The 11305-nt window shown below is 68.5% G+C and carries 12 protein-coding genes; 5 read left to right on the top strand and 7 right to left on the bottom strand.

All coding sequences use genetic code 11. The features are described from left to right. The coding region (locus Q7J26_RS03865; RefSeq protein WP_304935190.1) for an Hsp70 family protein at window positions 1-833 on the bottom strand (833 nt) is incomplete at its 3' end. 236 nt (window positions 834-1069) lie between these two features. Between Q7J26_RS03865 and Q7J26_RS03860 the strand changes: the two genes are divergently transcribed. After that, complete coding sequence (locus Q7J26_RS03860; protein WP_304935189.1) at window positions 1070-1681, top strand: alpha-ketoglutarate-dependent dioxygenase AlkB; 612 nt, start codon at window positions 1070-1072, stop codon at window positions 1679-1681. A 66-nt stretch (window positions 1682-1747) separates the two neighbouring features. On the opposite strand, the gene Q7J26_RS03855 is transcribed toward Q7J26_RS03860, so the two are convergent. Both Q7J26_RS03855 and Q7J26_RS03850 read right to left on the bottom strand, forming a co-directional pair. Beyond that, window positions 1748-2551 carry a siderophore-interacting protein gene (locus tag Q7J26_RS03855; protein ID WP_304935188.1) on the bottom strand — a complete coding sequence of 268 codons (804 nt, stop codon included), beginning with the start codon at window positions 2549-2551 and terminating at the stop codon, window positions 1748-1750. Beyond that, window positions 2548-3168 carry a PadR family transcriptional regulator gene (locus tag Q7J26_RS03850; RefSeq protein WP_304935187.1) on the bottom strand — a complete coding sequence of 207 codons (621 nt, stop codon included), beginning with the start codon at window positions 3166-3168 and terminating at the stop codon, window positions 2548-2550. Before Q7J26_RS03850 ends, Q7J26_RS03855 begins: the two co-directional genes overlap by 4 nt. A 107-nt stretch (window positions 3169-3275) precedes the next feature. Here Q7J26_RS03850 and Q7J26_RS03845 point away from each other — a divergent pair, with 107 nt between their 5' ends. The 3 genes from Q7J26_RS03845 to Q7J26_RS03835 are packed head-to-tail and all read left to right on the top strand — an operon-like array spanning window position 3276 to window position 5478. Next, on the top strand, window positions 3276-4025 hold the full coding sequence (locus tag Q7J26_RS03845) for a dienelactone hydrolase family protein (RefSeq protein WP_304935186.1): 750 nt from the start codon (window positions 3276-3278) through the stop codon (window positions 4023-4025). Window positions 4026-4082: 57 nt separating this feature from the next. After that, window positions 4083-4562 (top strand): Rrf2 family transcriptional regulator, encoded by a 480-nt coding sequence (locus Q7J26_RS03840; protein WP_304935185.1) that lies wholly within the window; start codon window positions 4083-4085, stop codon window positions 4560-4562. Next, window positions 4540-5478, top strand: coding sequence for an NAD(P)/FAD-dependent oxidoreductase (locus Q7J26_RS03835; RefSeq protein WP_304935184.1), 939 nt, complete (start codon window positions 4540-4542; stop codon window positions 5476-5478). The genes Q7J26_RS03840 and Q7J26_RS03835 overlap by 23 nt, the downstream gene beginning before the upstream one ends. A gap of 15 nt (window positions 5479-5493) precedes the next feature. Here the strand turns inward: Q7J26_RS03835 and Q7J26_RS03830 are convergent, their stop codons facing one another. Both Q7J26_RS03830 and trpS read right to left on the bottom strand, forming a co-directional pair. Next, entirely contained in the window at window positions 5494-5958 is a 465-nt protein-coding gene (locus tag Q7J26_RS03830; RefSeq protein WP_304935183.1) for an OsmC family protein, read from the bottom strand. Next, window positions 5958-6992, bottom strand: coding sequence for a tryptophan--tRNA ligase (gene trpS, locus Q7J26_RS03825; RefSeq protein ID WP_304935182.1), 1035 nt, complete (start codon window positions 6990-6992; stop codon window positions 5958-5960). The genes Q7J26_RS03830 and trpS overlap by 1 nt, the downstream gene beginning before the upstream one ends. 274 nt (window positions 6993-7266) lie before the next feature. Here trpS and Q7J26_RS03820 point away from each other — a divergent pair, with 274 nt between their 5' ends. After that, window positions 7267-7836: a hypothetical protein gene (locus tag Q7J26_RS03820; RefSeq protein ID WP_304935181.1), complete on the top strand. Its 570-nt coding sequence runs from the start codon at window positions 7267-7269 to the stop codon at window positions 7834-7836. 7 nt (window positions 7837-7843) lie between these two features. Here the strand turns inward: Q7J26_RS03820 and murJ are convergent, their stop codons facing one another. Together murJ and Q7J26_RS03810 are read right to left on the bottom strand one after the other, a co-directional pair. Then, window positions 7844-9439 carry a murein biosynthesis integral membrane protein MurJ gene (gene murJ / locus Q7J26_RS03815; protein ID WP_304935180.1) on the bottom strand — a complete coding sequence of 532 codons (1596 nt, stop codon included), beginning with the start codon at window positions 9437-9439 and terminating at the stop codon, window positions 7844-7846. A 165-nt stretch (window positions 9440-9604) separates the two neighbouring features. Next, window positions 9605-11305 (bottom strand): ACT domain-containing protein (locus Q7J26_RS03810; protein ID WP_304935179.1); only part of this gene is annotated, 1701 nt, incomplete at its 5' end.

Here is an 11305-nt window from a genome sequence, read left to right as displayed (position 1 = left end):
AGATTGACCTCGTACTGGGTCGTGGAGCTGAGCTCCTTCTTGGCCTTTTCGGCCTCTTCCTTGAGGCGCTGCAGGGCCAGCTTGTCCTGGCGCAGGTCGACGCCCTGCTCCTTCTTGAACTCGTCCGCCAGGTAGTCGACCAGACGCAGGTCGAAGTCCTCGCCGCCGAGGAAGGTGTCGCCATTGGTCGACTTCACCTCGAAGACGCCGTCGCCGATTTCGAGGATGGACACGTCGAAGGTGCCGCCGCCCAGGTCGTAGACGGCGATCTTCTGGCCTTCGTTCTTCTCCAGACCATAGGCGAGCGCGGCCGCGGTCGGCTCGTTGATGATGCGCAGGACTTCAAGCCCGGCGATCTTGCCGGCGTCCTTGGTGGCCTGGCGCTGGCTGTCGTTGAAATAGGCCGGGACGGTGATGACGGCCTGCGTCACCTTTTCGCCCAGATAGGCCTCGGCGGCTTCCTTCATCTTGATGAGGGTGAAGGCCGAGATCTGTTGCGGCGAATAATCCTTGCCATGGGCGCGGACCCACGCGTCGCCGTTCGGACCCTTGACGATCTCATAGGGCACCATGCCCTTGTCCTTCGCCACGACGGGATCGTCGAAGTTGCGGCCGATCAGGCGCTTGATGGCGAAGAAGGTGTTGGCGGGATTGGTGACGGCCTGACGTTTGGCGGGCTGACCCACCAGGGTCTCGCCGCCGTCCTGAAGGGCGACCACCGACGGGGTGGTGCGGGCGCCTTCGGCGTTCTCGATCACCTTGGGGTTCTTGCCGTCCATGACGGCCACGCACGAGTTGGTGGTGCCGAGGTCGATGCCGATAATCTTGGCCATGGGCGTACTATTCTCTCCGTATGGCGGGCGATGCGGCGGCCTTCGACGAAGCGCCGCGCGTGACCGCCCCCTGTGGGTTGGCGTGATAGATGCCGGATAGCCCCAAACTTCTCGGGGTTTCTCCGAAGCTGGCCCCGATATGGGAAAGTCCCCTAGGCCTGCAAGGGCGTTCTGCGATTCAGCGGTGCGCCGGAACCGGTTTTCGCCCAGGATGAGGCTATGTCCCCGGTTTCAGCATGATTTCAGAGGTCAAAACCGCCGTCGAGGGCTTTCGCCTCTGGCCTGCCGCCCTGGACGCCCAGGCTCAGGCCGATCTGGTCGATGTGGTGTTCGCCCGTCTGGAAGCGGTGCCGCTTTACCAGCCGATGACGCCGGGCGGACGGCCGTTTTCGGTGCGGATGAGCAATCTTGGGCCGCTGGGCTGGGTCTCGGACCGGGGCGGCTATCGCTATCAGCCGACCCACCCGGAGACGGGGCGGGCCTGGCCGGATATTCCGCCTGTGTTGCTGGACCTCTGGGACGCCACGGTCGGCGGACCCCGGCGGCCGGACGCTTGTCTGGTCAACCTGTATCGCAAGGGGGCCAAGATGGGCCTGCACCAGGACCGGGACGAGGCCGACCTGGGCGCCCCGGTTTTGTCGGTCTCGCTCGGCGACGCCGCGATGTTCCGCATCGGCGCGGCCGAGGGCGGACGCACCACCGCCCTGCGGCTGGAGAGCGGCGACGTCTGCGCCCTGACGGGCCCGGCGCGGCTGGCCCGGCACGGGATCGACAGGGTGCTGGAGGGCTCCTCGCGCCTGATCCCCGGCGGGGGGCGTCTGAACCTGACGCTGCGCGTGGCGGGTTAGCCCGCTTCACTTTCGTCATTCTGGGCGAAGGCCCGCTTGGCCCGAAGATCCGGAATGACGAAAGAATTAGTTCTCGATGACCTCGTGGGCGCCGGCGTCGCCTAGACGCCAGTAACCAGCCGCCTTCATCGCCTTGGCCGAAAAACCGAGATCGAGCAGCCTTGTCCGCAGGACCTTGGCCACGGCGGATTCGGCCGCGACCCAGACATAGGCGTCGGCCCGGTCGACCTCGGCCAAAGCGGACTCGACCGCCGCCAGCAAGGTCTCAGACCGGCCGCGCGGGGCGCCGTCGCGCAGCGCCCAGGTCACGGCGACCTCGGCCGCGCTGTCGAAGGTCAGTTTCGAGGCCGCGTCCGCGATCTCGACCACCACATGGGCGCGGACGCCGGACGGAAGCTCCTCCAGCCGGCGGGCGATGGCGGGCAGGGCTGTCTCGTCGCCGATCAACAGATGATCGGCATAGTCGGTCGGCACGATGAAGGAGCCGCGCGGTCCGCCCACGCCCAGGATCGAGCCCGGCTCGGCCGCCTCGGCCCATTCGGTGGCCGGACCGCCGTGGCCGACCACGAAATCGAGGGTCAGCCGCCGCGTGGCGACGTCATAGGCGCGTGGGGTGTAGTCGCGCGCGACCGGACGCGGTTCAGGCAGGATCGGCCCGTCCGGACCCAGGGTCGGCAGGACCGGGGCCTCGCCGTTGCGGACGGGGAAGAGCTTCACATGGTCGTCGAAGCCCAGAGAGACGAAACCGTCCAGGTCCGCGCCCTCCAGCACGATGCGGCGATAGGTCGGCGTCAGGTCCTGGACCGACGCGACGGACAGGGTGCGGAACTTCAGATCGTGCCGCACCCGGCGGACTTCGCGCCCGCTCATGCCTGTTCCACCTTGTCGGCGGCCTCGGCCAGGATGGCGGCGATGGCCTGAACCTGAGCTTCGGTCAGGGCGGTTTCGCCCGTCATTCGTCCGTGCAGCGTGGCGCGCAGCCGACCGACGGCGTCCTGGATGGCGGCCGGGCGCAGGGCGCGGGCGGCGAACTTGTCCATCGTCGCCTCGGCGGCGCGCAGGACCTCGGCGTTCTCGGCCAGCAGGGCGCGGCCCGCCTCGGTGATGGAATACAGCTTCTTGCCGCCCTCGGTCTGGGACTCCAGCGCGCCCATTTCTTCCAGCAGGGTCAGGCTGGGATAGATGACGCCGGGGCTGGGCGAATAAGCGCCGCCCAGTCGGGTCTCGACCGCCTTGATCAGCTCATAGCCGTGGCTGGGTTTCTCCGCGATCAGCGACAGCAGGACCCAGCGCAGGGTCCCATGGTCGAACAGGCGCGGGCCGCCGCCGCGCCGGCCGTGGCCCCGGCCCTCGCCGCCGCCCCAGCCCGGTCCGAAGTCCGCGCCGCGTCCGCCGCGCATGAACCGACCAAAGCCCAGGCCGCCGTGACGCCCGTGTTTTTCGCCGCATCCGTCGCGGCGGTGTTGAGAATGTCCGTGGGATCTCATCGCCCACTCCTTTTCGATATATCTATTCACTGAGGATTAGATATATCGAAATGATCGGTTCCGCAAGGGGGCTGGCGCTCGGGCGCCGGCTGCGGCCATAAATCGGCATGGATGATCTGAAGCGCCGCTGGGCCCGGCTGGAGCCCCATGTCACTGTCGTCGGCCCCGACGACGACCGGCCACGGCCGGCGGTGCTGCTGTTCCACGGCTGCGGCGGCCTGCGCGACCACCTGCCCCGTTACGCCGAGGTGGCGAAGGCGGCCGGCTGGCGGGCCTTCGTCATCGATTCCTATGGCCCGCGTGGCTGGGGCCGGGCCTACACCCTGACGGCGGTCTGCACCGGCCTGGCCTTTCGCGGCTATGAGCGGGCGGGCGACGTTCTGGCGGCCATCCAGGGCGTGTCAGCGCGGCCGGACGTGGATGCGACCCGGCTGGCCCTGGCGGGCTGGAGCCACGGCGGCTGGTCGATCATGGAGATGATGAGCGCCGCGCCCGCGCCGAACACCCTGGGCGTGGCCGATCCGGCGGCGGCCGACCTGTCGGGCGTCAAGGCGGTCTGGCTGGCCTATCCTTACGTCGGGCCGTTCGCCTTCAACCGGATGAAGCCCTGGCGCCATTGTCCCAAGGTGCTGGCCGTGACCTGCAAGGGCGACCACCTGACCACGGTGCGCAACGCCGAACGGGTCAACGCCATGATCCGCCACTGCGGCGCCGAGGTGGAAAGCTGGATCGCCGAGGGCACCCACGCTTTCGACGAACCGACCAACAACGGCCCGATGCGCCACGACCCGGCCCTGACCGAGGAATCCCTGCGCCGCTTTCGCGCCTTCCTGACCGACGCCGCGCCGTACGCCTGAAAAGAATCCAGGCCGCGCGTCTTGACGCACGCCGCATCACGTAACAATTGAAGTTACATGAAAAGAGACTCTCGCCTCTCCAACATCCTGCACGCCCTGCTGCACATGGCCGACCATGAGGCCAAGACGGGCGCGCCGATGACCTCGGACCAGCTGGCGCTCTGCCTGTCGACCAATCCGGTCGTGGTGCGCCGGACCATGGCCGGCCTGCGCGAACAGGGGCTGGTGGCGTCCGAAAAGGGGCACGGCGGCGGCTGGCGTCTGGCCAAACCCCTGGACCAGGTGAGCCTGGGCCAAGTCAGCGCAGCCCTGGGCGGCGCCGATCTGTTTCCCGAGGCTCCACCGGTCGAGGCCGACGGCTGTCTGGTCGAGGCGGCGGTCAACGACGCCCTGGCCGAGACCTACGCCGCCGCCCGCGCCCTGCTGGTCGCGCGACTGAACGACATCACCCTGGCCGATCTGGCGGCGGATTTTTCGCGCCGGATGGCCGCTCACCCGAACAGGACTCCGCCCCATGACCCCAGACCTGGATCGTGAACCCATGCCCCACGACGCCCTGATCATCGGCGGCTCCTACGCCGGCCTGTCCGCCGCCATGCAGCTGGTCCGCGCCCGACGCCGGGTCCTGGTCATCGACGACGGCCGGCCCCGCAACCGGTTCGCCGCCCGCGCCCACGGCGTCCTGGCCAACGACGGCAAGCCGGGGGCCGAGATCGCGGCGGCGGCGCGGTCACAGGTCGCCGCCTATCCCACCGCCGCCTTCCGCATAGCCGAGGCGGTCGCGGTCGAACGGATCGACGACGGCTTCTTGGTCGCCTTCGCCGACGGGACCCGGACCCGTGGCCGCCGGCTTTTGCTGTCGCATGGGGTTGAGGACGTGCTGCCCGATATTCCCGGCGTCAGGGAACGCTGGGGCCGGACCGCCCTGCACTGTCCCTGGTGTCACGGCTACGAGATCGGCGGCGGTCCCATCGGCGTGCTGGGCCGCGGCGACCATGCGGTGCAGTACGCCGCCATCGTCGCGGAATGGGGCCAGGTGACCCTGTTTATGGATCTGGACGTCGGTCTTTCGCCCGAGGACGCCCATCTGTTGTACCGGCGCGGCGTGACCATCGAGACCACCCCCATCGCCCGGCTGGAGGGCGAGGCTCCCACCCTGACCGGGGCGCGTCTGACCGATGGCCGGTTCGTGGATCTGAAGGCCATTTTCGTCGGGGCCAACGTCCGCGTGGCCAGCCCGTTCGCCGAAAATCTGGGCTGCGAGATGACCGACACGCCCATGGGCCGGGTGATCAAGGTGGACGCCATGCAGGCGACGTCCCAGCCGGGCGTCTTCGCCGCCGGCGACCTGGCGCGGGCGGCGTCCAACATCACCCTGGCGACTTCGGACGGCATGATCGCCGCCCACGGCCTGTTCCGCTCCCTGGTCGAGGAGGAGACGGCCCCCGCCTAGCCTCGGCCGCCTGACCTAGCCGATGGTCGCTTCAATGGTGATTTCCGCGCGGACCGAATGGGCCATTTCGCAGTGGTCGTGGGCCTGGTGGTGTAGGGCGTCGATTTCGGCCTGGTCCGGTTCGCGGCCAGAGAAGCGGGTGAAGGGCTGCAGGGTGACCTGGGCGAGATAACTCTTGCCGGTCTCGTCCTTGCCCATCTTGCCGGACGCCTCGTCCACATAGCTGTCGACCACCAGGCCGGCGTTGGCGGCGAAGGCCAGGAACCACAGCATGTGGCAGCTGGATAGCGAGGCGATCATCGCCTCTTCGGGATCGACCGCCGTGGGATCGGACATGGGCACGGGCACGCTGACCGGGGCCGACGAGCCGGGCACGACCGCGCCCCCGTCGAAGGTCCAGCTGTGGAGGCGGCTATAGCGCTTGTCGAGGAAGGGCTGGTCGCCCCGGCTCCAGGCGATCTTGGCTTCGTACACGCCCATCACGCCCGCCAGAAGCCGACGATCTTCTTGACCTCGTCCACCACCGGGTCGGCGACGGCGGCGGCGCGTTCGGCGCCGTCCTTCAGCACGCGGTCGATCTCGGCCGGGTCGTCCATCAGGCGGCGCATTTCGGCCGTGACCGGGGCCAGGGAGGCCACCGCCAGGTCCGCGAGGGCCGGCTTGAAGGCGCCGAAGCCCTGGCCGCCGAACTGTTCGATCACCTGTTCGCGGGTCAGGCCGGCCAGGGCGGCGTAGATGGCGACCAGGTTCTTGGCTTCGGGCCGGTCGTTCAAAGCATCCAGGGTTTCCGGCAGGGGCTCGGGATCGGTCTTGGCCTTGCGGATCTTTGACGCGATCGTGTCGGCGTCGTCGGTCAGATTGATGCGGCTGTTGTCGGACGGGTCCGACTTGGACATCTTGGCCGCCCCGTCGCGCAGGGACATGACGCGCGTCGCCGGCCCCTGAATGATGGGCTCGGGCACGGGGAAGAAGCCCGGAACGCCGAAGTCGTTGTTGAACTTGGCGGCGATGTCGCGGGTCAGTTCCAGATGCTGTTTCTGGTCCTCGCCGACCGGCACTTCCGTGGCCTTGTACAGCAGGATATCGGCCGCCTGGAGCACGGGATAGGTGTAGAGGCCGACCGAGGCCCGTTCCTTGTGCTTGCCCGACTTCTCCTTGAACTGGGTCATCCGGTCCAGCCAGCCGAGGCGGGCGACGCAGTTGAAGATCCAGGCCAGTTCGGCGTGGGCGCGCACGGCGGATTGCGGGAAGATGATCGACTTGGCCGGGTCCAGGCCCGAGGCCAGATAGGCGGCGGCGATCTCGCGCGTCTGGGCCGCCAGCTTCTCGGGCTCCTGCCAGACGGTGATGGCGTGCATGTCGGCGACGAAGACGAAGACCGGCGCGCCCTGGTCCTGCAGTTCGACGAACCGTTTCAGGGCGCCGAGGTAGTTGCCCAGGTGCAGGGCGCCCGAGGCCTGGATGCCGGACAGGATGCGGCGCGGGCCGGTGTAGGCTGAGAGTTCTTCGGACATCGCCCGGCAATGCCCCAGCCCTTCAACAAGGGCAAGTTCCTGCTGCGAACTTGTCCTCCTAGCGACGAGATGATTAGATTTCCGCAATCGAGGGTAGGTCATGAATCGCGGCCCGTTCGTTTTCTTTATCCTTGGCGCTTCCCTGGCGATGAGCGGGTGCGTGACTCGGTCGCCCGAGAATGACAGGTCGTATGTCTCGATTTCAAACCAGCCCTATGAGAGGGAAGGTTGCGACCCGGTTGTAAGCCCCGTTGAGCGACGGCGCTTGCTGCCTATGACGCGGGACCGCCTTCCAAACCGGATCGCAGCGGCGCCGTTTCGCACCTATTCCTACGGGACACAGACCCCGCTGGATGCACGCCCTGAGCCTGGGCGCGCGCTATGTTTCGTGGTGATCCGCGAGAAACACAGCTGGCATGGCCCGGTAGAGTCCATTCTGGGTCTGGAGATGGAGGCGGCGGGCGACCAGGCGGTTCGCCTGACCATCACGCGCATTAATCTCGATTCATCCGCCCTGTGGAAGACTGGGCCGTCCGAGGTCAATTTGGCGATCCTCTTCGCTCTGGCCGATGATGACGGCGCGCCGCCCAGACTGGTCTCCCAAGGCGCGATCGATCTGGGGCCGACGCTGATGGGGCAAGACTGGCGTCGGCCGTGGCAACCACCCGTCCCGATCGAGAAGCAATCAACGATCCTTTCCTGGCCGTCTGACCTGACCAATGTCCGATTGATCGCCGTGGTGGGGGAAAGGCGCTGGGGAAGAGCCCGCCCCAGCGCCGCCGTGATGGCGCTTCAGGTCAGAACCATCGCCGCTGACTCTATCGAATGGGCTCCGGCTCGATAGGCCTCGTTCAGTCCAGAACGGACAGGGTCGAACCGCCGGGCTCGCGGCGCAGGGTCGCCTTCAGTTCGGACAGGGTGACGGCGCGGAAGGCCAGCAGACAGACGCCATAGACGCCCGCGCCCAGGCCGCAGACCGCCAGGACGGCGACCTCCTTGGCCAGCAGCACCCGGCTGAGCAGTCCATAGTTGATCCCGGCCAGCAGCAGCAGGCCGGCCATGACCGCACTGGCGGCCAGGACGCGGGCGATGCGCGAGACGAAGGCTGGCGACGGCCGCCAGCTGTTCTCGCGGATCAGAACCCCCGCCAGCAAGGCGACATTGACCCAGGCCGAGACGCTGGTGGCGATGGCCAGGCCCAGCACCCCGTCCCAGCCCTGGGCGCGGAACCAGAAGAACAGGCCGGACCCCAGGACGACGGTGATGATCACAGCGGTCACGGCGAAATACATGGGCCGGCGCGTGTCTTCGCGGGCGAAGAAGGGCGGGGTCAGGACCTTGGCCAGGACGAAGGCGGGCACGCCCCAGGCGAACTGGCGCAGCACGTCGGCGGTGCGAGCGGCGTCGGCGCTGGTGAAGGCGCCGCGCGTCACGGTGGCGTCGATGATGAAGAAGGGAATGACGAACAGGGCCACGGCGGCGGGCAGGGTGAAGGCCATGGCCAGGTTGATTCCGTCGTCCAGCGTCTTCTGCCCGCCCTCGTGATCGCCAGAAACGAAGGCTCGGGTCAGGCGCGGCACCAGGGCCAGGCCGATGGCCACGCCGACAAGACCCAGCGGCAGCTGGTACAGGCGGTCGGCGTTGTACAATACGGAACGGGCGCCCGCGTCCGAGCCGGCCAGGACCTGGGACACGACGGAGTTGACCTGCATGGCGCCCCCGGCCATGGCGCCGGGCACGGCCAGTGCCAGGGCGCGTTTCACATTGGGGGTCAGGCGCGGCAGGCCCAGCTTCAGCTTCACGCCCAGACGCCGCACGCCCCACCACAGCAGACCGGCCTGGATGACGCCCGACACCGTGATGGCGGCGCTAGTGGCCAGAAGCACCGTCTCGGGCGAGATCGGCAGGACAAAACCGCTGATCAGGGGCGCCAGGGTGCACAGGTTCAGGAACACCGGCACCGCCGCCGACAGGGCGAACCGTCCGCCCGTGTTCAACACCCCCGACAACAGCGAGGCGATGGTCATACAGGCCAGATAGGGCATGGCCAGCTGGGTGGCGATCACGGCGACCCGCATGACCTCGGCGTCGTCCTTCCAGGCCGACAGCAGCAGCGGCATGATCCAGGGCATGGCGACCTGCAAGAGGATGCAGAAGGCCGCGACCACGGCGAAGATGAAGGACATGGCCTCGGACGCCGTCACCGCCGCGGCCGCGTCGCCCTCGCGCGCCTTGACCCCGCCATAGACCGGCACGAAGGCCTGGGCGAAGGCGCCCTCGGCGAACAGGCGGCGGAACATGTTGGGCAGCATCAGGGCCGTGGACCAGACGTCCATCAGCGGCCCCTGGCCGAAGTTGGCCGACAGGGCCAGGTCGCGTCCGAAACCGAGCAGGCGGCTGCCCAGGGTCAGGCTCGATTGAACCAGGGTGTTGCGGGCGAGGCTCATGCGGAATCCGGAATGCTATCTCCCGCTCATCCCCGCGAAAGCGGGGACCCAGTGCTTTCGCAGCGCAAGCCTATCCTGGATCGACGACGTCGATGCTGGAAAGACCGGATCGCCCAAAGATCTGGGTCCCCGCTTTCGCGGGGATGAGCGGATGTCTTGTCTCGCTTAGCGCGCTTCCTGGGGCGGCGATATGGCCTTCGCGCGGGTGCGGCGGCCCAAGTCCGAGACGTCGCGGGCGCTGGCCCGGGCTGAGGCGACCTTGCGACCCTCGGGGGCCGGGGCGCGGCTGTCCAGCACGGCCTCCAGGGCGGTGCGCAGTTCGGCGATCCGCTGTTCGGACGTCACCTTTCGTCCCTTGCGATCCACCACATAGAAGCTGTCCACGGCGCGTTCGCCATAGCTGGCGACATGGGCCGAGCGGATGTTCAGGCCCTCGTCGTTGAAGACCCGCGACAGGGCCGCCAGCAGGCCCGGCCGGTCGGCGCCCGACACCTCGACCACGGTGGCGGCCTCGCTGGCGTGGTGATCGACCATGACGACGGGCCGGACCTCGAAGGCCGCCTTTCTGGCGTTGCCGGTCGGGTCCGGCGCCTTGCCGATGCGGCCGTCGCCGCGCGCGGCCTTTTCCAGCGCCTCGACCAGGGCCTTGAGCCGGCGCGGTTCGGCCTGGCCATAGGGCTGGCCCGCCCCGTCCTGAACCCGGAAGACGTCCAGCACCACCCCCTCGTTCGTCGTCGCCACCCGGGCGTCGGTGACGTCGGCGCCAAGCGCGGCCATGGTCTGGGCCAGGTCGGCGAACAGGCGCGGCCGATCCAGGGCGGCGATGGAGATTTCCGTGGCCTGGACCGGCAGGCCCTCGACCGGCGACACCGGCGTGGCCTGGACGGCGGCACCGGTCTGACGCGCCCGTTCCACCAGGGCCGGATGGGCCGCCAGCGGGTCCTCGCGCGCCACGTCCTCGCCCCGGAACAGGGCGGCGACCTGATCGTACAGGGTGCGCATCAACTGGCCCTTCCAGCCGTTCCAGACGCCCGGCCCCACGGCGCGGATATCGGCCACGGTCAGGACCAGCAGCATGCGCAGCCGCTCGGGATCCCCCACCAGTTCGGCGAAGGCGCGGATGGTGGCCGGGTCCGACAGGTCGCGCTTCTGGGCGTAGTCCGACAGGGCCAGGTGGCTGCGCACCAGCCAGACCACCAGTTCGATCCGGCGCGGATCGACGCCCAGCCGTTCGCAGGCCCGGCGCGCGGCGATGGCCCCGTCCTCCAGCTGCCCCCGCTCGCCGCCCTTGCCGACGTCGTGCAGCAGCATGCCCAGCATCAGGGCTTCCATGTCCGAGATCAGATGCACGATCTCGGTCGCCATCGGATGGTCGGCCTTCAGCTTGCCGCGCGCGATGTCGTTGATGATGCCGATGGCCTGGAGCGTGTGCTCGTCCACCGTATAGGCGTGGTACATGTTGAACTGGGTCTGGCCCACGATCCGCCCCCATTCGGGCAGGAACCGGCCCAGCAGGCCCGTCTCGTTCATGATGGTCAGGGTGCGATAGGGCCGCTGTCCGTGCGTCAGGACGTTCAGGAAGGCGCGCGTCGCCTCCGGATCACGACGCAGCCTGGGCGTCACCAGCGACAGGGACCGGCTGACGGCCGAGAAGGCGTCGGGGTGCAGGTCCAGGTCGTGGCGGTCGGCGCAGACGAACAGGGTCAGCAGCTTGACCGGATCGGCGGTGAAGACCTCGGGCCCCTCGACCGACAGACGCCCCTGATCGACCCAGAAGCCCTCGACCTCCAGCTTGCGGCGGTTGGGCCGGAACGGGGTCATCAGGCGCGACAGGCCCTGGGTGGGCTTCTGGTGGCGGGCCTCCAG

The organism is Brevundimonas sp., assembly GCF_030656255.1.
In the GTDB taxonomy this organism is placed as follows: Bacteria; Pseudomonadota; Alphaproteobacteria; order Caulobacterales; family Caulobacteraceae; genus Brevundimonas.
The sequence above is the reverse complement of the archived record's forward strand: the minus strand, read 5'-3'. Positions and strand labels throughout refer to the sequence as shown.

Excerpts from the sequence above, each read along its gene's own strand:
- Q7J26_RS03860 (WP_304935189.1), top strand. The coding sequence starts at position 1,070 with ATGATTTCAGAGGTCAAAACCGCCGTCGAGGGCTTTCGCCTCTGGCCT.
- Q7J26_RS03855 (WP_304935188.1), bottom strand. The coding sequence starts at position 2,551 with ATGAGCGGGCGCGAAGTCCGCCGGGTGCGGCACGATCTGAAGTTCCGC.
- Q7J26_RS03850 (WP_304935187.1), bottom strand. The coding sequence starts at position 3,168 with ATGAGATCCCACGGACATTCTCAACACCGCCGCGACGGATGCGGCGAA.
- Q7J26_RS03845 (WP_304935186.1), top strand. The coding sequence starts at position 3,276 with ATGGATGATCTGAAGCGCCGCTGGGCCCGGCTGGAGCCCCATGTCACT.
- Q7J26_RS03840 (WP_304935185.1), top strand. The coding sequence starts at position 4,083 with ATGAAAAGAGACTCTCGCCTCTCCAACATCCTGCACGCCCTGCTGCAC.
- Q7J26_RS03835 (WP_304935184.1), top strand. The coding sequence starts at position 4,540 with ATGACCCCAGACCTGGATCGTGAACCCATGCCCCACGACGCCCTGATC.
- Q7J26_RS03830 (WP_304935183.1), bottom strand. The coding sequence starts at position 5,958 with ATGGGCGTGTACGAAGCCAAGATCGCCTGGAGCCGGGGCGACCAGCCC.
- trpS (WP_304935182.1), bottom strand. The coding sequence starts at position 6,992 with ATGTCCGAAGAACTCTCAGCCTACACCGGCCCGCGCCGCATCCTGTCC.
- Q7J26_RS03820 (WP_304935181.1), top strand. The coding sequence starts at position 7,267 with ATGACGCGGGACCGCCTTCCAAACCGGATCGCAGCGGCGCCGTTTCGC.
- murJ (WP_304935180.1), bottom strand. The coding sequence starts at position 9,439 with ATGAGCCTCGCCCGCAACACCCTGGTTCAATCGAGCCTGACCCTGGGC.